At 72.0% G+C, this 22,911-nt stretch carries 14 protein-coding genes and 1 pseudogene; 9 read left to right on the forward strand and 6 right to left on the reverse strand.

What is annotated here, in order from left to right; genetic code table 11:
• Positions 1-47 precede the first annotated feature (47 nt).
• The 5 genes from HC031_RS13920 (at position 48) to cydC (ending at position 8,838) form a co-directional block, all read left to right on the forward strand.
• Positions 48-2,816 (forward strand): EAL domain-containing protein, encoded by a 2,769-nt coding sequence (locus HC031_RS13920; RefSeq protein ID WP_167925708.1) that lies wholly within the window; start codon positions 48-50, stop codon positions 2,814-2,816.
• 171 nt (positions 2,817-2,987) lie between these two features.
• A complete protein-coding gene (locus HC031_RS13925) occupies positions 2,988-4,382 on the forward strand; it encodes a cytochrome ubiquinol oxidase subunit I (RefSeq protein WP_167925709.1) in 1,395 nt (464 codons plus the stop codon).
• Positions 4,383-4,394: 12 nt separating this feature from the next.
• Positions 4,395-5,429, forward strand: a complete 1,035-nt coding sequence (gene cydB, locus HC031_RS13930) for a cytochrome d ubiquinol oxidase subunit II (RefSeq protein WP_167925710.1) — start codon at positions 4,395-4,397, stop codon at positions 5,427-5,429.
• Positions 5,426-7,063 (forward strand): thiol reductant ABC exporter subunit CydD, encoded by a 1,638-nt coding sequence (gene cydD, locus HC031_RS13935; RefSeq protein ID WP_167925711.1) that lies wholly within the window; start codon positions 5,426-5,428, stop codon positions 7,061-7,063. Before cydB ends, cydD begins: the two co-directional genes overlap by 4 nt.
• A 68-nt stretch (positions 7,064-7,131) precedes the next feature.
• Positions 7,132-8,838 carry a thiol reductant ABC exporter subunit CydC gene (gene cydC, locus HC031_RS13940; RefSeq protein ID WP_205862716.1) on the forward strand — a complete coding sequence of 569 codons (1,707 nt, stop codon included), beginning with the start codon at positions 7,132-7,134 and terminating at the stop codon, positions 8,836-8,838.
• 637 nt (positions 8,839-9,475) lie between these two features.
• Here cydC and HC031_RS33090 read toward each other — a convergent pair.
• Positions 9,476-10,327: pseudogene (locus HC031_RS33090) on the reverse strand (membrane protein); the annotation flags it as partial.
• Between the two features lie 408 nt (positions 10,328-10,735).
• On the opposite strand from HC031_RS33090, the gene HC031_RS13950 reads away from it, so the two are divergent.
• Genes HC031_RS13950 through HC031_RS13960 form a run of 3 tightly spaced genes read left to right on the forward strand, consistent with a single transcriptional unit; the run spans position 10,736 to position 14,119 of the window.
• The gene (locus HC031_RS13950) at positions 10,736-11,974 is read left to right on the forward strand and encodes a PP2C family protein-serine/threonine phosphatase (protein ID WP_420813634.1); all 1,239 of its coding nucleotides are present in this window, start codon (positions 10,736-10,738) and stop codon (positions 11,972-11,974) included.
• Between the two features lie 7 nt (positions 11,975-11,981).
• Positions 11,982-13,664: a sensor histidine kinase gene (locus HC031_RS13955; protein WP_167925715.1), complete on the forward strand. Its 1,683-nt coding sequence runs from the start codon at positions 11,982-11,984 to the stop codon at positions 13,662-13,664.
• Entirely contained in the window at positions 13,661-14,119 is a 459-nt protein-coding gene (locus HC031_RS13960) for a response regulator (protein WP_167925716.1), read from the forward strand. Before HC031_RS13955 ends, HC031_RS13960 begins: the two co-directional genes overlap by 4 nt.
• Positions 14,120-14,182: 63 nt before the next feature.
• Here the strand turns inward: HC031_RS13960 and HC031_RS13965 are convergent, their stop codons facing one another.
• From HC031_RS13965 to HC031_RS13975, 3 genes are read right to left on the reverse strand one after another with little or no spacing between them, the layout of a single operon-like run.
• The gene (locus HC031_RS13965) at positions 14,183-15,517 is read right to left on the reverse strand and encodes a dipeptidase (RefSeq protein WP_167925717.1); all 1,335 of its coding nucleotides are present in this window, start codon (positions 15,515-15,517) and stop codon (positions 14,183-14,185) included.
• A 53-nt stretch (positions 15,518-15,570) separates the two neighbouring features.
• The gene (locus tag HC031_RS13970) at positions 15,571-16,701 is read right to left on the reverse strand and encodes a M48 family metallopeptidase (RefSeq protein WP_167925718.1); all 1,131 of its coding nucleotides are present in this window, start codon (positions 16,699-16,701) and stop codon (positions 15,571-15,573) included.
• Between the two features lie 20 nt (positions 16,702-16,721).
• Positions 16,722-17,354: a hypothetical protein gene (locus tag HC031_RS13975; RefSeq protein ID WP_205862717.1), complete on the reverse strand. Its 633-nt coding sequence runs from the start codon at positions 17,352-17,354 to the stop codon at positions 16,722-16,724.
• 82 nt (positions 17,355-17,436) lie between these two features.
• Here HC031_RS13975 and HC031_RS13980 point away from each other — a divergent pair, with 82 nt between their 5' ends.
• Complete coding sequence (locus tag HC031_RS13980; protein ID WP_167925720.1) at positions 17,437-20,310, forward strand: M48 family metalloprotease; 2,874 nt, start codon at positions 17,437-17,439, stop codon at positions 20,308-20,310.
• Here the strand turns inward: HC031_RS13980 and HC031_RS13985 are convergent.
• Together HC031_RS13985 and HC031_RS13990 are read right to left on the reverse strand one after the other, a co-directional pair.
• Positions 20,296-21,840 carry a cobyric acid synthase gene (locus HC031_RS13985; protein ID WP_167925721.1) on the reverse strand — a complete coding sequence of 515 codons (1,545 nt, stop codon included), beginning with the start codon at positions 21,838-21,840 and terminating at the stop codon, positions 20,296-20,298. The genes HC031_RS13980 and HC031_RS13985 overlap by 15 nt on opposite strands.
• Positions 21,837-22,841 carry a cobalamin biosynthesis protein gene (locus HC031_RS13990; RefSeq protein WP_167925846.1) on the reverse strand — a complete coding sequence of 335 codons (1,005 nt, stop codon included), beginning with the start codon at positions 22,839-22,841 and terminating at the stop codon, positions 21,837-21,839. The genes HC031_RS13985 and HC031_RS13990 overlap by 4 nt, the downstream gene beginning before the upstream one ends.
• Positions 22,842-22,911 lie beyond the last annotated feature (70 nt).

The raw sequence follows: 22,911 nt of genomic DNA on the forward strand, positions 1-22,911 counted from the left end.
AACATGTCTCGCATCAGCGAGTGGTGCTACGTCAGAGGGTGCAGGAAATGGACCGTGATGACGATACGCGCAGCGACGCCGCCCCGGCGACGCCGCCGGCGTGTCGCCCGTCCGGCGTGGTGTCGGTACCAGCAATGCAGCCGTCGGTGTCGACCCTGCTCGTCGCCGGTGCGGTGGTCACCGTCGCGTCGGTCGCCTGGTTCGTCCTGCGCCTGGTGCACCCGTTCGGATCGACGGTCCTCGGGTGGCTGCCGCTGCCGTTGAGCACTCTCCTCGGCCTGGTCGCCGCCTGGAGCGCGGCCCGCGAGCCGGGCCTGGCCCCGCCGGCCCGGCGCTTCTGGCGGTGCCTCGCGATCGCCGCGATCTTCGTGACCCTCGCGCTCGTCAGCAGCGCGTACGACGCACTGGCGGGCGCCGCCCCGGTCCAGCACGTCGGACCGCTCAGCGTCGCCCTGTTCAGCATGTCGGTCGTCTTTGTCACCGGCGGCCTGCTACGCAAGCCGGTACGCGGTCGCGCCATCCGGGAATGGCTCACCGCCGGCCTGGACATCGCGATCATGGCCGTGGCGGTCGGGCTGCTGCTGTCGTACTTCATCCTCGAGCGCCCGTCCAACCGGTACCTCTTCGGCAGCAATGCCATGGTCTTCACGGCGATCGCGGTACTGGCAACCATGGTCATCACGGTCTCGATGCGAGCGAGTCTCGCCGGCAACCACGGCGTCGACCGGCGCTCCATCGGGGTGCTCGCCGGCGTGGCCGCCCTCAGCGCGCTCCTGGTCGTCAACTCGTCGATGCTCGCGCACCGGCCGGACCTGTCGATCCTGATGCCCGCCATTCCCACGACCTACCTCGGCGTGGTCGTCGCGGCCGTGCTGCAGCGGCGCGCCGCCTCCGAACTGCAGGTCAGGGGCCACCGACGCCGCCGGGCCTTCAACGTCATGCCGTACGCGACCATCGCCTGCACCGACGCGCTGCTGCTCATCGCGGTGCGCGACAGCCGCGGCGGGATCCAGATGATGGTCGCCGGCTCGGTCGCGATGACCGCGCTCGTCGTGATCCGCCAGCTCTTCGCGTTCGCCGACAACAGCCGGCTCCTGGCCAAGGTGGACGCGAGCATGCTCGAACTGCGCCGGCACGAGCGGCGCTTCCGGTCCCTGGTGCAGAACTCCGACGACGTCATCAGCATCATCGACGCGGCCGGACGCTTCGTGTACGTAAGCCCCGGCTCGCGGCGGGTGATGGGCTTCGAGCCGGAGGACTGGATCGGCAAGCGGGCCCAGGAGACCGTACACGCCGACGACCTGCTCGAGGTCAAGGAGCTGTTCCGGCAACTGAAGCGGGAACCAAGCGTCAGCCTCCGCCACCAGGCCCGGATGGTCCACGCTGACGGTTCGTGGCGGTGGATGGAGATCACCTATACCAACCTGCTGCACGACCCGAGCGTGCACGGCTACGTCTCCAACGCGCGCGACGTGTCCGACACCCGGCGCTACCAGGACCAGCTGGCCTACCAGGCGTCACACGACGAGCTGACCGGGCTGGCCAACCGGGCGCTGTTCACCACGCGCATCGAACGCGCCCTGGCCACCGCCGCACCCGGCACCGTCGCGGTCGCCCTGGTCGACCTGGACGACTTCAAGACCATCAACGACCGGCTCGGACACGGGGTGGGCGACGCGCTCCTGGTGGCGGTGAGCGCCCGCATGCGCGCCTGCATGCGGCCCGACGACGTGGTCGCACGGCTCGGCGGCGACGAGTTCGGGATCCTGCTGACCGACCTGCGCACCGGCGAGGGCTCGCACGTCGCGGAACGGATCATCGGCGCGCTCGGCGCGTCACTCAACGCCGGCAACCACGACCTGCTGATCCAGGCGAGCATCGGGCTGGCCGACAACGAGGCCGACTGCACCGCCGAGGACCTGCTGCGCCGCGCCGACCTGGCCATGTACGCGGCCAAGGAGCTGGGCAAGAACCGGTACGTCCATTACGACTCGGAGCTGGACGCCCGCGCGGTCGAGCACGCCCAGCTCGCGGCGGAGCTCAGCCACGCGCTCGAACGCGACGAGCTGCACCTGATGTACCAGCCGGTCGTCGACCTGCCGACCGGCCGGATCGTGGGCGTCGAGGCGCTCGTACGCTGGGAGCACCCGCGCGACGGGATGGTGCCGCCGTTGCACTTCATCCCGGTGGCCGAACGCACCGGCCTGATCGTGCCGATGGGCACCTGGATCCTGCGGACGGCGTGCCGGCAGGCCGCCGAGTGGCAGGAGCGGTACGGCGACGCCGCACCGGACCGGATGAGCGTCAACGTGTCGGCCCGGCAACTGCTCGAACCCACGTTCCCGCAGACGGTCGCGGCGGTGCTCGCCGAGACCGGACTGGATCCGAGCCACCTGACGGTCGAGATCACCGAGACCGCGGTCTTCGGTGGCGGCCGCGCGGTGGAGACGGTCGCGGCCATCCACGCGCTCGGCGTGAGCATCGCGCTCGACGACTTCGGTACCGGGCACTCCTCGCTGGGCCTGCTGCGTACCTGCCCCGTTGACGTGCTCAAGGTGGACAAGTCCTTCGTGGACGGGGTCACCGGTACGGTCGAGCAGGAGGCGATCGCCACCTCCATCATCGAGATCGCGCAGGCGCTCGGGCTGCGGGCGATCGCCGAGGGCGTCGAAACCGGGGCGCAGGCGGAACGGCTGCACACGCTTGGGTACCGGTTGGCCCAGGGGTTCCACTTCGCCAAGCCGCTGCGCTCGACCGAGATCGAGAACCTGATCACGCTCGCCGAGGACGACGGGTCGGAGCCCGCCGCCGCCTGAGCGCTTCCCGCCGGCACCTGAGCCGCTAAGAGTACCGTGTCTACATGTAGGCACGGTACCTAAATGTGACCAGGCCCGCGATCGATGCCCCCGCTGGACGGTCGGTCGCCTGCCCGGCCGCACGCTTGGTCCGTAACCGCCTCCCCGCTGGGATCGGAAGGGACGGGTCTCATGCACGCGCTGGACCTCGCACGGTGGCAGTTCGCGGTAACCACGCTGTACCACTTCCTCTTCGTACCGCTCACGATCGGCCTGTCGGCCCTGGTCGCACTCCTGCAGACCGCGTGGGTACGCACCGGCAAGGAGCAGTACCTGCGCGCCACCAAGTTCTGGGGCAAGCTCTTCCTCATCAACTTCGCGATGGGCGTCGTCACCGGCATCGTGCAGGAGTTCCAGTTCGGCATGAACTGGAGCGCGTACTCCCGGTTCGTCGGCGACGTCTTCGGCGCGCCACTGGCGATCGAGGGGCTGCTGGCGTTCTTCCTCGAGTCCACGTTCCTCGGTCTGTGGATCTTCGGTTGGGACCGGCTGCCGAAGAAGGCCCACCTCGCGAGCATCTGGCTCGCCTCGATCGGCACGATCCTTTCGGCGTACTTCATCCTCGCCGCCAACTCGTGGATGCAGCACCCCGTCGGGTACCGGATCAACCCGGCCACGCACCGGGCCGAACTGACCGACATCGTTGCCGTGCTGACCAACTCCACGACGCTGGTGACGTTCCCGCACACCGTCGCCGCGGCGTTCCTGACCTCCGCCGTACTGATGCTGTGCGTCTGCGCGTGGCACCTCGCGCGCGGCAACGAGATCACGGTGTTCCGGCCCAGCCTGCGCCTGGCGCTGTGGGCCATCGTCCTCTCCGGCGCCGCCGTCGCCGTCACCGGTGACGTCCAAGGCAAGATCATGACCGAGCAGCAGCCGATGAAGATGGCCGCCGCCGAGGCGCTGTACGAGACCTCGCAGCCCGCGTCGTTCTCGCTGTTCTCGATCGGGCCGCTGGACGGCAGCGCCGAGACGTTCGCGGTGCGGGTGCCGCACGTCCTGTCCTTCCTGGGCAAGGGCGACCCGAACGCCGCCGTGGAGGGCATCAACGACGTCCAGCGCGCGTACGAGCAGCGCTTCGGGCCGGGCAACTACAAGCCCTACATTCCCCTCACGTACTGGTCGTTCCGGCTGATGATCGGCCTCGGCCTGATCTGCGTGCCGCTCGGACTGGTGGGGCTGTGGCTGACCAGGCGCGGCCGGACCCCGACGAGCCGCGTGTTCTGGCGGGCCGCCGGCTGGTCGGTGGCGCTGCCGCTGCTGGCCAACTCGTTCGGCTGGATCTTCACCGAGACGGGCCGGCAGCCCTGGACGGTCTTCGGGATCCTGCACACCGACGACAGCGTCTCGCCGGCGGTCGGCGCCGGCGGCGTGATCACGTCGCTGACCGTGTTCACCCTGCTCTACGGCGGTCTGGCGGTGGTGGAGGTGTTCCTGCTGGTCCGCTACGCCAAGGCCGGCCCGCCGCAGGTGCCCACGGGCGACGAACGCCCGGCCGAAGACCGCCCGCTTGCCTTCGCGTACTGAGAGGTGCTCACCATGACGCTCACCGACGTGTGGTTCACGCTCATCGCGCTGCTGTGGACCGGGTACTTCTTCCTGGAGGGCTTCGACTTCGGCGTCGGCATCCTGCTGCCGGTGCTGGGCCGGTCGGAAACCCACCGCCGACTGCTGATCAACACGATCGGGCCGGTCTGGGACGGCAACGAGGTGTGGCTGATCGTCGCCGCCGGTGCCACGTTCGCCGCCTTCCCCGAGTGGTACGCGAGCCTCTTCTCCGGCTTCTACCTGCCGCTGCTGGTGATCCTGGTCGCGCTCATCCTGCGCGGCGTCGCGTTCGAGTACCGGGGAAAGGTCGACAGCGACCGCTGGCGGCGCAACTGGGACCGGGCCATCGTCTTCGGCAGCCTCGCGCCGGCGGTCCTGTGGGGCGCGATCTTCGCCTCGGTCGTGCACGGGGTGGCGCTCGACGCCGACCACCAGTACGCGGGCGGGCCGCTCGACCTGCTCAGCCCGTACGCGCTGGCCGGCGGCGCCGCGACCCTGCTGTTGTTCACCACGCACGGCGCGGTGTTCGTGGCACTGAAGACCACCGGTGACATCCGACACAGCGCGCGGGCGGTCGCCGGCCGGACCGGCGTCGCGGCCCTCGTCGCCGTCGCCGGGTGCCTGGCCTGGCTCCAGCTGACCCGGGGCACCACCGCGACCGCGGTCACCGCCGCCCTCGGCGCGGCGGCCCTGCTCGCGGCGCTGATCGCGGTCCGCGCCGGTCGCGAGGGGCGCGCATTCGGAGCCACCGCGGTGACGATCGTCGCCGCGACCGCGACCCTGTTCGGCGCGCTCCACCCGGACGTGCTGCCGTCGACGCTCGACCCGGCGTACAGCCTGACGATCACCAACGCCGCCGCCAGCCCGTACACGCTGCGGATCATGACCTGGGTGGCGGTAGCGTTCATTCCCGTGGTGCTGCTCTATCAGGGCTGGACCTACTGGGTGTTCCGCAAACGTATCGGCGCCCAGCAGATCCCGCCCGTGACGTCCAGACCGTCCCCCGCCGGCGCGGCGAGATCGTGAAACCGCTCGACCCCCGGCTGCTCCGCTACGCCCAGGCGACCCGCTGGTACCTGGCCGCCTCCGTCGCCCTCGGCCTGTCCGTCGCCGGGCTGATCGTCGCGCAGGCGACCCTGCTCGCCGGCGGCATCACCGACGTCTTCCTCCACGGCGCCGGGCTGCACGCCCTGCGCGGCACGCTACTCGCGCTCGGCGCCGTCGTCGTCGGCCGGGCGGTGGCGGCCTGGGCGCAGGAACTCGCCGCGCACCGCGCGTCCGCCGCGGTCAAGACCCAGCTCCGCGAGCGGCTGCTCGACCACGTCGTACGCCTGGGCCCCGGCTGGCTGACCGGCCAGCGGGGTGGAGAGCTGACCACGCTCGCCACCCGGGGCGTGGACGCGCTCGACGGGTACTTCTCCCGCTACCTGCCCCAGCTCGTCCTCGCGTCGATCGTGCCGTTCATCGTGCTCGCCCGGCTGGTGCCGGCCGACCTGCTGGCCACGGTCACCATCGCGGTCACGCTGCCGCTGATCCCGATCTTCATGGCGCTCATCGGGCTCACCACCGAAGCCCGCAACCGGCGCAGCTTCCGGATGTTGACCCGGCTGGCCCACCACTTCCTCGACGTGGTGGCCGGCCTGCCCACCCTCAAGGTGTTCGGCCGGGCTAAGGCGCAGGCGGAGACGATCCGCCGGGTCAGCGACGAGCACCGGCGGGCCACCATGCGTACCCTCCGGCTGGCCTTCCTGTCGTCGCTGGTACTGGAGCTGATCTCGACGATCTCGGTGGCCCTGGTCGCCGTCGCGGTCGGGCTGCGCCTGGTCAACGGCCGGCTCGACCTGCACACTGCCCTGCTGGTGCTGGTCCTGGCCCCGGAGGCGTACCTGCCGCTGCGGCTGGTCGGCACCCACTTCCACGCCAGCACGGAGGGGCTCGCGGCCGCCGAGCAGGTCTTTTCAGTACTCGAAGAGGAGCCCCCGCCGCGCGGCGCCCGTACCGACGTCCCGGCCGGCCCGATCGTGCTCTCCGATGTCACGGTGCGCTACCCCGACCGCGCGGTGCCGGCCCTCGACGGCGTCGACCTGACCATCGTGCCCGGCGAGGTCGTGGCGCTGGCCGGTCCGAGCGGGTGCGGCAAGTCGACGCTGCTCTCGGTGCTGCTGGGCTTCGTGGTGCCGGACGCCGGCCGGGTCATCGTGGGCGGCGTGAACGTGGCCGACCTCGACCCGGACGCGTGGCGCCGGCACGTGGTGTGGATGTCGCAGCGGCCGTACCTGTTCGCCGGCACGGTCGCCGACAACATCCGGCTGGGCACCCCGGACGCCCCTCCCGATGCGGTGCGCTCGGCGGCCGAGGCGGCGCTGGCCGCCGACTTCCTGGACACGCGCGTCGGCGACGGCGGCGCCGGGCTGTCGGCCGGCCAGCGGCAACGGGTCTCGCTCGCGCGAGCGTTCCTGTCCGAAGCGCCCTTGGTGCTGCTGGACGAGCCGACCGCGAACCTCGACGGGGAGAGCGAAGCGGCGGTACTGGAGGCGGTGCGCCGGCTGGCGGCCGGCCGCACCGTCGTGCTGGTCGCGCACCGGCCCGCGCTGCTGGCGCTGGCCGATCGGGTGGTCCGGATGGATGCCGGCCGGGTGGTCGAGGCGGTGACAACATGACCGCCACTCCGCGATCTTGGACACCTGAGCGACCTATAGGTGGCACAAGTGTCCAAGATCGGCGGCCGATGCTGCGGCTGCTGCGTCTCGCCTCGCCGCTCGCGCCCCGGCTCGCGCTCGCCGTCCTTTTCGGCGTCCTCGCGGCCGGCAGCGCGATCGGCCTGACCGCGACCTCCGCCTGGCTGATCTCACGTGCCGCGCAGCACCCGCCCGTGCTCTACCTGACCGTCGCGATCGTGGCGGTACGCACCTTCGGCATCGCCCGGGGGGTGTTCCGCTACGTCGAGCGGCTCGCCGGCCACGACGCCGCGTTCGGTGTACTGACCCGGCTGCGGGTGCTCGCGTACCAGCGCCTGGAGCGGCTGGCGCCGGCGGCCCTGCCGGTGCTGCGCGCCGGTGACCTGGTCGGACGCTTCGTCGCCGACGTCGACGCGGCGCTCGACGTCCTCGTACGGGTCGTCCTGCCCTACATCGTCGCGGCGCTGATCGGCGCGGCCACCGCCGGCTTCCTCGGCGCCCTGCTGCCCGGCGCCGGGGTCGTACTCGCGGCCGGACTCCTGCTCGTGGCGGTCGGCGTGCCGGCCATCCAGCACACGGTGGCCCGGCGCGCCGACCGGCGTACCGCGCCGCTGCGCGGCGAGCTGTCCGCGGCAACCGTCGACCTGCTGCGCGGCCTGCCGGATCTCGTGGCGTTCGGCGCGGCCCGCCGCCGGCTCGCCGCCCTCGCCGAGACCGACGACCGGCTGCGCAGGGCGACCGCCCGGTCGGCGGCCGGCGTCGGGCTCGGCGCCGGCCTGGTTGCCCTGGCCACCGGCGCCTGCGTCTGGGCCGGCCTCGCGCTGGGTGCCGGTGCGGTACGGGCGGGCACCCTGAACGGCGTCGTCCTCGCCGTCGTGGTGCTCACCCCGTTCGCGGTCTTCGACACCGTCTCCGGGCTGCCCGCCGCGGCCGCCCAACTGGCGACGGCCCGCGCGGCCCTCGGGCGGGTGTTCAGCCTGCTCGACCAGCCCGACCCCGTGTCGGAACCGGCCGCGCCGGCGCCCCTGCCCGCCGATCACCGGCTGGAGCTGATCGGCGTGAGCGCCCGGTGGCCCGGCGGGCCCGACGTGCTGCACGATGTCGATCTGGCCCTGTCACCCGGCCGGCGGGTCGCGGTCGTCGGGCCGAGCGGCTCGGGCAAGAGCACGCTCGCCGCGGTGCTCGTACGGTTCCTCGACCCCAGCGCCGGGAAGGTGACCCTGGGCGGCGTCGACACCCGCGACCTCGCCGGTGATGACGTCCGCACCGTCGTGGGTCTGCTCACCGACGACGCCCGCCTGTTCGACACCACGATCAGGGACAACCTGCGGATCGGCGATCGCGGCGCCGACGATGAGCGGCTACGGGCCGCGCTCGCCGACGCCCGGCTGCTGGAGTGGGTCGACTCGCTGCCGAACGGCCTCGACACCATGGTGGGCGAGCAGGGCTCCCGCTTGTCGGGCGGGCAGCGCCGGCGGCTCGCGCTCGCCCGCGCGCTGCTGGCGGAGTTCCCGATCCTGATCCTGGACGAGCCGACCGAGCACCTCGACGAGGAGACCGCCGACGCGCTCACCGCGGACCTGCTCGCCGTGACGCGCGGGCGGACCACCGTCCTGATCACCCACCGGCTGACCGGGCTGGCGGAGGTCGACGAGATCGTCGTCGTCGACGGCGGCCGGATCGTCCAGCGCGGCGGCCATGACGATCTCGTTGCCGTGGACGGCACGTACCGGCGGATGTGTCAGCGCCATTCGTGATCGTGAAGGGTTCATGGGGTCCTGGCCCCACGAACCCTTCACGATCATGTCACTTCTGGGTGCCGCCCTGCGGCCGTCGGCGGCGTGGGGTGGCCGGCTTCTCCGGCTGCGGCACCTCGGCGGTGGGAATGACCTGCGTACGCTCCGGGTCGTCCGCCCCGCCGGCAGCGTCCGCCGTACCGGTAGCGTCCGCCGTACCGGCAGCGTCCGCTGTACCGGTGACCGGCAGCGCGATGGGCTGGGTCGGCTCGGCATCCTGAGTCCCGCCGGCCGCCCCTCCCGCGAGCGCCTGGACCTCGCTGGTAGAGATCGCGATGGTCGGGTCGTCGGACGGCGGTGCCTGCGGCAACGTGCCCGCTTCGGCCTCGGCCCGCTGCGCCGCCTGCCCGGCCCGATCCCGGGCGGTGGTCCTCGGTCGACTCGTCCGCTTCCTGGGCGGCTCGACCGGCGCCGCCTGCTCGGGCACCTCGGATGCAGCCGGTGCCGCGAGCGCCTCGGATGCTTGGGTCACGTCCGCAGCAGCCGCAGCGCTCGCCTGCATCTCAGCGGCAGCCTGCCGCTCAGCCGCCTCCTGCGCCTCGCGCTCGCGGCGGGCGGCCTCCTCACGCTCGGCAGCTTCCCGCGCCTCGCGCTCCCGCCGCGCGGCTTCTTCACGCTCGGCAGCCTCCCGCGCCTCCCGCTCGCGGCGGGCGGCCTCCTCACGCTCAGCCGCTTCACGCGCCTCGCGCTCGGCCGCTTCCCGCGCCTCCTGCTCCCGGCGGGCGGCTTCCTCCCGCTGCTCGGCGGCGACGCGCAGCTGCTCGCGTACCCGCAGCCGTTCCAGCTCGGCCCGGCTCAACCAGGTCTCCCAGCGCACCTGCATCGGGCGCACCAGGCCACCGCCCACGCCCACGATGAGAATCCCGGCCAGGGTGGCGAGGATCGCGATGAGCACCGGTGTGGTGACGGAGGTGGCCACCTCGATCTGGTTCAACGCGGCGATGACACCGATGCCGATGATGAACGCGCTAGCGACGTTGGCCAGCAGCCGCCCGTACGACAGGCCACCGAGCGCGCCGGTGACGATGTTGCGCACTCCGGACGCGACGGCGGCGGCGATCACGACGATGATGATCGCGACGAAAGCCTTGGGCAGCCAGGCCACGATTCCCGCGATGAGCGTGGAGACGGGGTTGGGCCCCCAGATGCCGAACGCCAACTGGAGCGTGAACAGCAGCACCGCGTAGTAGACAAGGGTCGCGACGAGGCTCCGGGCGTCGTACGAGGTCTTGGCCAGCAGCCGCCCGAGTCCCCCACGCTCCACCGCCCGGTCGAAGCCGACGCGCTGCAGCAGCCGACTCGCGCCGGCGCGGAGCCATCGGGCGGCGAGCCAGCCCAGGGCCAGGATCACCAGGAACAAAATCAATCTGGGTACGAAACGGGCGACGTCACCGAGCGCATCCTGGACCGGTCCCGACGCGAGAGCCGTCACGGCTGCACCTCCATACATGAGTTCCTCTCGATCCTGCCGTACCCGAGCAATCCATCGATGACACGCCCGGGTCGACCGCCACACGCGAAACATTCAACGTTCCGGCGTTGTTGTCTAACACGTCGGTGTGACGAGTCTCGCCGAGCTACACCCATCGCCCGGGTGGAATACGGTGCGTAGCGCGATCGCCGCTGCGCCGCTCACCGAGGGGCGGACCGCACATCGGCTCTGCGTCACGCCCCCGCCACCTACGATCGCGAGAGCGTTGTCGTTTTCACACAAATAACCACTTGCACCCGTTTTGGACGGCACTAGCCGGTCGGCCGGCTTGGCTTTACCGACCGGCCTGCGAGAGGATCCATGCATGCGTGCCAGAGCGGACCGTACGGATGGGCGGGGCACCGCCGGACGGTGGAGCCTGCCCGCGTGACCATTCCCGACACGACCACCGCCCGCCATGAGCAGGCACGCCTCGGCCACCTGGCACCGCCCGGGCCCGTCGGCGCGACCGATCGGCTGCGGGTCCTCCTCGTCGAAGACGATTCCGGTGACGCCTTCCTGGTGCAGGAGCTGCTGCACGAGGCCCGCGCCCCGGTCGATCTCGAGGTCGCCGCCACCATGGCTCTGGCCCGCCCATTGCTGGGGTCGGTCGACTGTGTGCTGCTCGACCTCGGCCTTCCCGACGCCAGTGGCCTGAGCGGCCTGCGCCAACTGCTCGACGAGGCGGCGGGCGTCGCGGTCTGCGTACTCACCGGCCTCGAGGACGAGCACCTCGGCATCGCGGCGGTCGGCGAGGGCGCCCAGGACTACCTGATCAAAGGCCAGGTTGACGGGGTCCTGCTGACGCGCGCCCTGCGCTATGCCGTCGAACGTAAGCGGGCCGACGAGAACGCCCGGCGGCTGCGCGAAGCGGAGCTGCGCCAGGCCGAGTCGGCGCGGCTGGAGCGCGGCCTGCTCCCCCAGCCGCTCATCGACCCCACCACCGCGGGGCTCGTCTCCTTCTACCGGCCGGGCCGCCACCGCGCGCTGCTCGGCGGCGACTTCTACGACGTCGTCGAGGTCTCACCCGGCCGGCTCCAACTGCTCGTCGGCGACGTCTGCGGCCACGGCGTGGAGGAGGCGGCGCTCGGCGTCACGCTGCGGGTGGCGTGGCGGGCGCTGGTCCTGGCCCGCGTGCCCGACGACGACGTACTTCCGGCGCTGGAGCAGGTGCTCGTCAGCGAGCGGCGCTCCGACGAGCTCTTCGCGACGGTGGCGATGGTCACCGTCGACGTGCCCGCCGCTCGCGCCACCGTACGGCTGGCCGGCCATCCGCCGCCCGTACTGCTGACGGGTGGCCGGGCCGTCCCCTGCGACGTCGACCCGGGCCTGGTGCTGGGCGTCGTGCCCGGCACCTCGTGCCCGGCCGTCGACGTCGACCTCCCCGCCCCGGACTGGGCACTGCTGACCTACACCGACGGCCTCATCGAGGGCCTCGGCGGCAGCGCCCGCGACCGGCTGGGCGTCGAGGGTCTGTGCACCCTGCTCAAGGAGTACCGCGAGAGCGTTGCCACGCCGCACGAGCTGCCCCGGTGGCTCGTGGGCCAGGCGGAGCTGCGAAACGGCGAGCCGCTGGCCGACGACGTGGCGATGCTGCTGGTCAACGCGGCTGGTGCGACATGGTGAAGACGACATGGTGAAGTGGACACTGGGTCGGCGGATCACGGTCATCTGCGCGCTCGTCGGCCTCCTGCTCACCGTCATCGGGGTCGCGGCGGTCGCCACGGCGGAGACCAGCCGCTCACAGGTGAAGGTCCTGATGGACGAGGTCGGTCCGCTGCGGACCGACTGCGGGCAGCTGCTCACGGTCCTGGCCGACCAGGAGAACGGGGTACGCGGATACGCGCTGACCCGGTCCGACGCGTCCCTCGCGCCCTACCGGAACGGGGTCACCGAGGAGCAGCGCCTGATCCGGGAGATGCGCGGCCTGTCGCACGACGCCGTCGTGCTCGCGCGGCTGTCGGAGCTGGAGGCGCGGTCGGCGGCGTGGCGGGCGCAGGTGGCCGAGCCGACGATCGCCGCGGTCCGGGACGGTAGGGCCGGCGACGTCCCGTCGATCGTGGCGGATCCGAACTCCACCAGGTCCAGCCAGGCGCGCGAGTCCGCGCAGGCGCTGCTGGACCGGGTCACCGCCGTCCGGGACGCCTCGGTCACGCAGGTCCGCGGCACGCTCGGGCTGCTCGTGATACTCCTGGTCCTGGCCGTGATCCTGATCGTCGTCGCCGGTCTGACCATGGCGCTGCTGCTGCGCCGGCTGGTCACCGTCCCGGTCGTCTCCCTCGCCGGCGAGGTGCGCCGGGTGGCGAGAGGTGAGTACGAGCGGGAGATCGAAAGCGTCGGGCCGACGGAGATCGCCCGGCTGGCCCGCGACATCAACGCCATGCGCCAGCAGATCGTGGCCGACCTCGGCACCGTACGCCGGGCGCATCTCCAGCTGGAGAAGGCCAATCAGCTGCTCGAACAGCAGGCCGAGGAGCTGACCCGGTCCAACCGCGACCTCGAGCAGTTCGCGTACGTGGCCTCGCACGACCTGCAGGAGCCGTTGCGCAAGGTGGCCAGCTTCTGCCAGCTGCTCCAGCGCCGCTACGCCGGCCAGCTCGACGAGCGGGCGGACCAGTACATCGCGTTCGCGGTGGACGGCGCCCAGCGGATGCAGCGGCTCATCAACGACCTGCTCGCGTTCTCCCGGATCGGCCGTATCACCAGCGGGTTCACCGACGTCGACCTGGACCGGGTCGTCTCCGAGGCGGCCGCCCAGTTGAGCTGGCGGAGCGAGCAGGCCGGCGGCACGATCACCTGGTCGGATCTGCCGACCGTGCGCGGCGAGGAGCCGCTGCTGTCGGCCCTGTTCACCAACCTGATGTCCAACTCGCTGAAGTTCCGCCACCCGGACCGGCCGCCGCGCATCCACATCCAGGCGGAGCGGGTCGGCGATGAGTGGCACATCTCCTGCGCCGACAACGGCATCGGCATCGAACCCGAGTACGCCGACAAGATCTTCATCATCTTCCAACGGCTCCACCCGAAGAACGAGTACCCGGGCACCGGCATCGGCCTCGCGATCGCCAAGAAGATCATCGAGTACCATGGCGGCCGCATCTGGCTCGACACGGAGGCCCGGGAAGGCACGGTGATCCGGATCGCCCTACCGGTGATCGCGGGCGAGGACACACCGGCCGAGACGACGGCCCACGAGACGACGGCCCATGAGCCGACCGCCGACCCGACGACCACCACCGACCAGACCGCCGCCGAGCACCCGGAGCTGGCTCCGGTGGCCGCCGACGCCGGCCGCACCGAGGAGACCGCGTCATGAGCGACGCCCTGCACAACCCCGCGCCCACCCCGATCGAGGTGCTGCTCGTGGAGGACGATCCGGGCGACGTTCTCATGACGAAGGAGGCCTTCGAGGAGCACAAGGTGCGCAACAGCCTGTCGGTGGTCAACGACGGCGCCGAGGCGATCGCGTACCTGCGCCGCGAGGGCCAGTACGCCGGCGCGAAGCGGCCGGACCTCATCCTGCTCGACCTGAACCTCCCCAAGCGGGACGGCAGGGAGGTGCTGGCCGAGATCAAGAACGATCCGCAGCTGCGCCAGATCCCGGTCGTGGTGCTGACCACTTCCCAGGCCGACGAGGACATCGTCCGCAGCTACCAGTTGCACGCGAACGCGTACGTGACCAAGCCGGTCGACTTCGAGCGGTTCATCGAGGTCGTACGCCAGATCGACGACTTCTTCGTCAGCGTGGTGAAGCTGCCGCCCCGCGCCTGAACCCTTTTGAACCTTGGGGAGTCTGACACCGGATCCGGTGCCAAACTCCCCAAGATCTGGCGATCAACCCAGGCCGGCCAGCAGCAGCGCCTCAGCCAGGCAGCCGCGCGCGAACTCACCGAGGTGGAGGCTCTCGTTCGGCCCGTGCGCCCGCGAGTCGGGATCCTCGACGCCGACGACCAGGACCTCGGCCCCCGGGAACAGCTCCTGGAACGTCGCGATGAACGGGATCGACCCGCCGATGCCCATGTCGACGGGGGCCACCCCGTCCCACGCCGCGGCGTACGCCGCCCGGGCCGCGTCGTAGGCCGGCCCCGAGGTCCCCACGACGCAGGGCTCACCGCCCTGTTCCAGGGTCACGGTCACCTTCGCCCCCCAGGGCGCGTGGCGCTCCAGGTGCGCCACGAGCGCCTCGTACGCGGACTTCCAGTTGTCGCCGGGCGCGATCCGTACGCTCAGCTTGGCCTTTGCCACCGGCACCAGCGCGTTGGGCGCCTCGCCGGTGGACGGCGCGTCGATGCCGAGCACCGACAGCGCCGGCTTGGCCCAGAGCCGCTCGACGATGCGCCCGGTGCCGATCAGCTCGACGCGAGCGAGCAGGCCCGCCTCCTGGCGGAACCGGTCCTCGGGGTAGTCCAGCGGGGCGGCGCTGCCGCGGACGAGCCCGGCGACGGCCACGTCACCGTTGTCGTCGTGCAGCGTGGCGAGCAACCGGGACAGGGTGGTCAGGGCGTCGGGCACCGCGCCGCCGTACATGCCGCTGTGCACGGCGTGGTCGAGCGTACGGACCTCGACGAACGCGTTGACGATGCCGCGCAGCCCGGTCGTCAGCGCCGGCTGGCCGATGTCCCAGTTCCCGGAATCGGCGATCACGATGACGTCCGAGAGCAGGTCGTCGCGGTATTCGCGCAGCAGCGTCTCCAGCGACTCGGAGCCGTACTCCTCCTCACCCTCGACGAAGACGACGACCCCGACCGGCAGCGTGTCGCCGAACGCCCGCAGCGCCGCGATGTGGGTCATGATGCCGGCCTTGTCGTCGGCGGCGCCGCGCGCGTACAGCCGGCCGTCCCGCTCCACGGGCTCGAACGGATCGCTGCGCCACTCGGTGAGATCGCCGGGCGGCTGGACGTCGTGGTGGGCGTACAGCAGCACGGTCGGCGCGCCGGGCGGAGCCGGCCTGCGGCCGATGACGGCCGGCTGGCCCCCGGCCCGTACGATCCGGACGTCGGGCAGCCCGACGCCGCGCAGCAGGTCGGCCACGGCCTCCGCGGACCGCTCGACCTGGCTGTGGTCGAACCCCTCGAACGCGATGCCCGGTATGCGCACCAGCCGTTCGAGATCCGCCCGTACCCCTGGCAGTACGCGGTCGATGGCCGCGCGCAACTCGATCTCGTCCATGACCGCGATCGTATGTTTGTCCCGGTTGCCGGGCGCGGGCAGCCCGGGTCAGGTCAGGTCGGGTCGCCCGGCTGGTCGTCGTCGGCCTCCGCCGACCACGGGTTGTCGGCGCGCGACGATTCCCCACCGTTGGCGCGCGGTCGACGCCCGCCGGCCATCCAGTCGCGGACCCGGCCGGCGCCGCTGCCGACCCACTCGCCGGCGCCGTCGCCGAGCCGGCGCAGCAGCGACACCAGCGGATCCTGGGACCGGGCGAAGGTCTCCCGGTAGGAGTCGGCGGCCGCCTTCACGTCCTCGCGTACCGAGGACGCGCGCGGATCGTCACGCCGCAGGTACTCACCCGCGAGGATCCGCTGGTACTCCCCCGAGTCGACCCACGACCGGAGCGCGGCCGCCCGGGCGACCGGCAACGGATGGGTACGGTCGAGCACCATCCCGACCTTGATCATGCTGTCACGCAGGTCCCCGGCCCGTTCGTACTCGGCTGCCTGCTCGAGGAACGCGGTCACGTCCACTTCGGACAGATCCCCGCCGCCGGCGAGCTTCATGCCCAGCCGCAGGGCCACATGCGGGTCCTGCACGGCGAGCAGGCCGGCCCGGTCGGACGACAGCTCGGCCTTGCGCCACCACTCGCGCAGCCCCGCCGAGATCGCCCGCAGCGCGAGCGACCCGACCGGCAGCCAGGCCAGGCGGGTGGCCCAGTCGTGCAGGACCATCGCCATCGTCCGGTACAGCGCGTGGCCGCTGAGCAGGTGGCCGAGCTCGTGGCCGAGCAGGCAGCGCAGCTCCTCGTCGTCGAGCAGCTCGAGCGCCCCCGAGTTGACCACGAGGAACGGCTTGGACATGCCGATGCACATGCCGTTGATCGAGCGGTCGTACTGCACGTACAGCTCGGGCAGTTCGGCGATGTCGAGGGTCGCGGCGGCCTCCGCGAACAGCCGGTAGACCCGCGGGTACTGCCGGTGGTCGACCCGGATCGCGCTGCCGAGGTACTCCAGCCGCAGTGCCCGCTCGTTCCACAGGCCGGACAGGGCCTTGAGGACGTCGTCGAACCCGCGCAGCTCACGGAGCGCGGCGAGCGCGCCCCGGTCGGCGGGGTGCTCCCAGGACCGCGAGCTGATCCCGGTCAGGACGACTCGTCTGCGCGCCGGAGCGGCGCCGGTCACCTCGTCGTCGGTGCTCATGGCCGTCTCCTTCCCGCGCGTCACCGTTCCCCGGATCGTCCTCCTGCGGCGGTCCGCCGTAAATACTGCTCCCCCGGGTCAAGCGGTACATCCGGCGCACCATCGACCAACAGATCGACGTGATCGGCCGTACGGTCGGCGGCGAAATGGCCCTCTTCCTCGGCGAACCACCGCACCAGGTGCGGCTCCAGGTGTGCGCCGTCGCGTTCGAGGCCCCGCGCCAGCCGCAGGTGCCGGGGCGCGGTGATGAACACCGAGAGCGTCAGCTCCGGACGGATCACCGCCCGCGCGCTGGTCACCCCTTCGACGACGAGGACCTCCGGCACGGGTACCCGGATCCGCTCCGCGAACCGGGCCGCGTGCCAGTCGTAACGGCGGTACTCTCCGGGCTGCCCTTTCCGCAGCTTTTCAAGCACGTCGCGGTCGAAGCGCGGCCAGAAGCCGACCATGTCGTCCCAGCCGTCGAGCAGGTCGTCGGTGTGGATCTCGACGGTCGCCGCCCCATTCGCCCGGAGCACCCGGGTGAGACCAGCAGCGAACATCGTCTTCCCGGCGCCGGACGGTCCGTCGACGGCGACGAGCCGGACCGGGCCCAGCTTCGCCGGACTCTTGACGACCTGGGCCGCGAGGTCGGCGAAGCGCTCGATACACACGGAACGCTCGCCCCCTTCCACCGTTTGTCGCCATCGCGACGACGTCGCCGACACGTGCCGCGACCACACTACGTTGAAGGCCGTGGAGTCCACGGACGAGACGGCAAAGGTCGTGGCGGGCCCCCTGTTCTCGCTGGTCTCCGGGACTACGCTGCGCTTCGCGTCGCTTATCGCCGCGGTGCTCGGTACGGCCACCTTCGCGTTCAACGTGCTGTACACGACGGTGCCGGCGAATGCGCGGCGCGGCGCCGAGACATACACCCGCTGCGCCGAGGTGCTCTGGGCACACACCCCGACGGCAGTGGTCGACGTCGACAGCTACACCGCCGCGACCGAGCAGTCGCTGCGCGACCACAGCCGGTGCGTCGCCCCGTTCGAGCACGCGGAGGCGATGTGGGCGTTGGCCGGCCTCGGCGTCCTGCTCGTGGTCGCAGCGGTGCTGTACCTGCTGGCCCCCTGGTGGACCCGGCGGCGGGGCCGCCTGATCCCGGTCACCCGCGAGGACTTCCCCGACCTGTACGCGGAACTTACGGCGCTGGTCGCGACGGCCGGGCTGCGACGCACCCCGATCTTCGTCATCGACGCGGCGGCGGGCACGCCGGGCGGGCTGGCCTTCGGTCGGCTCGGCCGGTACACCGTACGGCTCAACGCGGGCCTGGTACCTGTGCTGTCCACCGAGCCGGCCACGTTCCGCGCGGTGGTGCTGCACGAACTGGCGCACATCCGTAACCGCGACGTCGACCTCGCGTACGCCGCGGTGGCGCTGTGGCGCGCGTTCATCGCCGTAGCGATGGTGCCGCTCGTGGTGGTGCTGCTCGATCCGCCGATCCTGACCGATCCGTGGGCCGCGCCGTGGTCGTGGCCCGGTTACGGCAGCGGGCTGCTCGTCGACGGCGGCCGGACGGTGGCATTCGCGGCTGTGGTGTACCTCAGTCGTAACGCGGTGCTGCGCAGCCGTGAGCTGTACGCCGACGCGCGGGCCGCCGCGCACGCCGCCGGCGCCCTGCGCCGGATCCTGTCGAAGGCCGCCGGGGAGGCCCGGTGGCGGGCCCGGATCGCGGCACACCCCCTCCGCCTCGTCCGGTTACGGGCGATCGACGACCCGCTGCTAGTGGTGCGACCGTGCTTCGCAGAGCTGTTCGGCGCCGGACTGACCACCGCGATCGCGGCCGACGCTCTCACCTCGTACGCCTATCTGGCGCTCCCGCACACCGGGGATCCGGCCGATCGGGTCTCCAGTTGGCTCGTCGCGCCCGTGGCCACCGGGCTGCTGGCCGCTGCCGCCTGGCGTGCCGCGGTCGCGTCCGCACCACACCATCGGCTCTCGGTGGTGCCGGCGGCCCTGGGCTTCGGCCTCGGTTGGCTCTGCGGCGACCTGCTCGCGACCCCGCTCGGCCCCTTCGTCTGGGGAGTGTTCGGCAGTGCGGTCTCCACCGGCTGGCTGCCGTACGCCGACGTCCCCCGGGTAGGCGGGTTCAGCCTCGACGCGGCCGTCGCCGGCTCCCTGCTGCTGGCCGCGGGGATGCTCTGTCAGGCAGGCCTCGTGTCGGCGGCGGCGCGCTGCTGGCTACCGGTCCTGCGCGGTCACACCGCTCGCCGGGGCTGGCTCGCCTCCACGCTCGTCACCGCCGTGCCGTTCGCCGTCTGGTACGGCATCTGGTCGGAAGTCCGCAGCGCGCCCTACCTCGTCGGTCGCCTGTACCACCTCGGGGCAGCGGACGCCGCGCGGCTGGGGATTTCGGTCTGGGAGGGACCGGGCTTCGCGGCGTTGACCACCTTCTACCCGCCGCTGAGCATCTTCCTCGGGCGGCCCCTGGCCGTCCCGGTGGTAATGGTGGCGTGGCTGTATCCGCTCGCGGCCTGGCTGCGACGGCCGGCCGGTGCGTCTGCTCGCCCTGTCCTTCGGCTCCGGTGGGCGCTGACGGCGGGTGTCATCGGCGGCGCGGCGGTGGCGGCCGTGCTGGTCACCGCCAGGGCGCTGCTACACCGCTTCGCCCCGGACCTGGCCGGCTCCGCTGCCTTCTCGTCGTACTACTACTGGTCCGCCACTGCCGTGGCGGTACTGGCACAGGCGGTCGTCGGTGGCGTTGTCGCGGCCCCGGTCCGGCCGCTGGGTCTGGTGCTCGGCCAGTTCGCCGCGTTCTGTACCGCCGTGGTGTCCACGGCCGCGATGATCGGCGTCATCTGCCTCGGCGGCTGTATCCCCACGTTCCGACTCCGGTCCGCCGCGTGTCCGTGGCAGTTCGATACCGGGTACGTCCTGAACCTTCTTCGTCGCATCGTCGTCGAGGGGGCGATCGCCGCGCTGCTGGCCGGGGTCGCAGTCAGCGTGGTCGCCTACGCCGTGGCCGGCCGGCCGCTCGTACGCTGGCGTCGCGCCCGGTCCCGACCGGTCATCGCGCTCGCCGCGGTGCTTCTGGAACTGGTGCTCGTGGCGACGCTCGTGGCGGGTCCGGTTGGAGGTTTGCGGCCGGCGCAGGTGTCGGCGCAGCCGTCGACGTCGGCGTCGCGGCCGCCGTCACCGTCTCCTGGTCCGGTGTCCGGGTCGGATCCGTGCGTGATCGGTACGTGGGTCGAGGTCTCCCACCGGGAGGAGGCGCATCCGCAGCCGTACGGCGCGGTGACGCTCGTCGGGACAGGGACGATCCGACGGTTCGGGGCCGACGGGACGCTGATGGTCGACTACGGCGACGGAGTCGCGCTTTCCGGCACTGCGCGGGGCGACACCTTGGAGGCGGTCTTCTCCGGTACGGAGAGGTTCGAGTTCCACACCGAAGTCGGCACGATCGTGTACACGAATCCCCGGTCCGACGCGGTGTTCACCTGGAAGGTCAACGGTCTGGCGCTCTACCGCGGACCCGCCGGCGTCAACCCGCCGACGGACCGCTACACGTGTACCGGCAACACCCTGCGCCTGGTCAGCGACAACTATGTGATCGAGCTACGCCGGTCCTGAATCACCCGTCCCAGGCGGAACGAAACGCAAACCGGCCGGCGGCCCGGCTTCGATGAGCCGCCACAACGCACCGGTGTCGAGGTGCTCCTCGACCAGGTCGCCGAGCAGGTCAAGGCCCCGTTCACGAAGGCCGGCGAAGTCGGTGTCTGGCGCGCCCCGGAAGCCGTGCCGGCCCGCCAGCCGGGCGGCTTCGGCCAGGAACGCGCGGCGGAAGTCGTCGGCTTCGAAGGCGCCGTGCCAGTGCGTACCGAAGATGTTGCCGCTGTGGGCGCCTTCGCCGGTGCCGTCGGCGGTCCTGATGAGCGGCGTGACATCGGCGCTGCGGGACACGTACCCGTGGTGGATCTCGTAGCCACGCACCCCGGCGCCGAGGGCCGCGCCCTCGGGGCGGCGGAGCGTCTTCTCGGGGGCGAACGCCACCTCGATCGGCAGCAGCCCGAGCCCGGCGACGGTGCCGCGCCGGCTCTCGACCTCGTCGTGGATGCGCTCGGCGAGCATCTGGTACCCGCCGCAGATGCCCAGCAGCGGCTTGCCGGCCTTCGCGTGGGCGGTGACGGCCTCGGCCAGACCGGTCTCCCGCAGCCAGGCAAGGTCCTCCACAGTGGATTTACTGCCGGGCAGGATGACCAGGTCGGCGTCGGCCAGGTCGGCCGGCTCCGTGGTGATGCGGACCCGTACGCCCGGCTCGGCAGCGAGCGCCTCCGCGTCGGTGGCGTTGGAGATGCGGGGCAGCCGGACCACGGCGACCGTCAGCCACTCCGTGCCAAGGGGTTGGCTCGGACGGCCGAGGGTACGGCCGTACGCCAGCGAGTCCTCGCCATCCAGCCACAGGTCGTTGCTCCAGGGCAGCACGCCGTAGACCGGTCGACCGGTCAGCCGGCGCAGGTCGTCCAGGCCGGGCTGGAGCAGCGCCGGATCGCCGCGGAACTTGTTGACCACGAACCCGGCCAGCAGCGCCTGGTCTTCGGCCGACAGTAGGGCCAGCGTGCCGTACAGCGCGGCGAACACGCCGCCCCGGTCGATGTCGCCGACGACGATCGTGGGTAGGCCGGCGGCCCGTGCCAGGCCCATGTTGACGAAGTCGCCGGCCCGCAGGTTGATCTCGGTCGGGCTGCCGGCCCCTTCGCAGATCACGACGTCGTACTCGGCCCGCAGCTCAGCAAGGGTATCGAACACTGTCTGTCGAAGCTTTCCGCGGAACTCCCGGTAGGTCATCGCGTCGACCTGCCCGACCGCCCGGCCGAGCAGCACGACCTGGCTGCTGCGGTCGGAGCCGGGCTTGAGCAGTACCGGATTGAACCGCACGCTCGGCGCCACCCGGCACGCGGCGGCCTGCATCGCCTGCGCCCGGCCGATCTCGCCGCCCCGACCGGCGTCGTCGACCACGACCGCCGAGTTGTTGGACATGTTCTGTGCCTTGAACGGGGCGACCCGGACCCCACGGCGCACCAGCCACCGGCAGAGCCCCGCGGTCACCAGGCTCTTGCCCGCGTCCGAGGTCGTACCGGCGACGAGCAGTCCTCCACTCATCGCCGTCCTCCTCGGCGATCTTGGACACTTGTGCCGGCTATAGGTCGCCTAGGTGTCCAAGATCTGCGGGCTCGCGCGGCGGTGGCGAGCACCGCGAGCCCGGTCGCGGCGGCGGTCACCAGCCCGGAGAGCCGTACCGCCCGATGGATGTCACCGACCTGCGGCGCGCGACCGGACCGGCCGAGCACCGGCCGATCCTCTACCCGACCGGCGTAGACGTTGCGCCCGCCGAGCCGTACGCCCAATGCCCCGGCCATCGCAGCCTCACACTGTCCGGAGTTGGGGCTCGGGTGCCGGCGCCCATCGCGCGCCCAGGTCCACAGCGCCCGCAGCGGGCTGCCGCCGACCAGCGGCGCCGCGGCCACCGTGAACGCGGCCGTGATGCGGGCGGGAACCAGGTTGGCCACGTCGTCGAGGCGCGCCGCCGCGGTGCCGAACCGGGCGTACCGACTCGACCGGTGCCCCACCATGGCGTCGAGGGTGTTGACGGCGCGGTATCCGACGAGCCCGGGCAGGCCGGCAACCGCTCCCCAGAAGAGCGCCCCGACGGCGGCGTCGGAGGTGTTCTCCGCGACCGATTCCACCGTGGCCCGGGACAGCTCGGACCCGTCGAGCGCCGACGGGTCGCGCCCGCACAGGTGCGGCAACCGGTTGCGGGCGGCGGCGAGGTCACCGCTGCCGAGAGCCGAAGCCATCACCGTTCCCTCCCGTCGTAGCGAGGTCGAGCCGAGCACGGTCCACGTCGTGGCGGCCACGAGGGCCGCACGGAGCACCGGGCGGCGTCGGGTGGCGAGGCTGGCCGCCACCGCCGCCGCGGTGGGCACGCCGGCGGCGACCGCCACGTACCGCGCGCCCGCCTGCGTGGTCGGCGCGTACATGCACCGTTCGAGGGCGCCGGCGACCCGCCCGTACCCTGCGATCGGATGCCACCGCCGGGGGTCCCCCAGGGCGGCATCGAGCAGAGCGCCGGCGAGCAGTCCGGCCCCGGTGGCGACGGCGATCTTCCGAGACACCCGTGCAGCGTAGCGACGAACGGCGGGACACGGTCGGGTCGGGCGGTGGCGCCAGTGC

The sequence above is a fragment of the Planosporangium thailandense genome, from assembly GCF_011947195.1.
In the GTDB taxonomy this organism is placed as follows: domain Bacteria; phylum Actinomycetota; class Actinomycetes; order Mycobacteriales; family Micromonosporaceae; genus Planosporangium; species Planosporangium thailandense.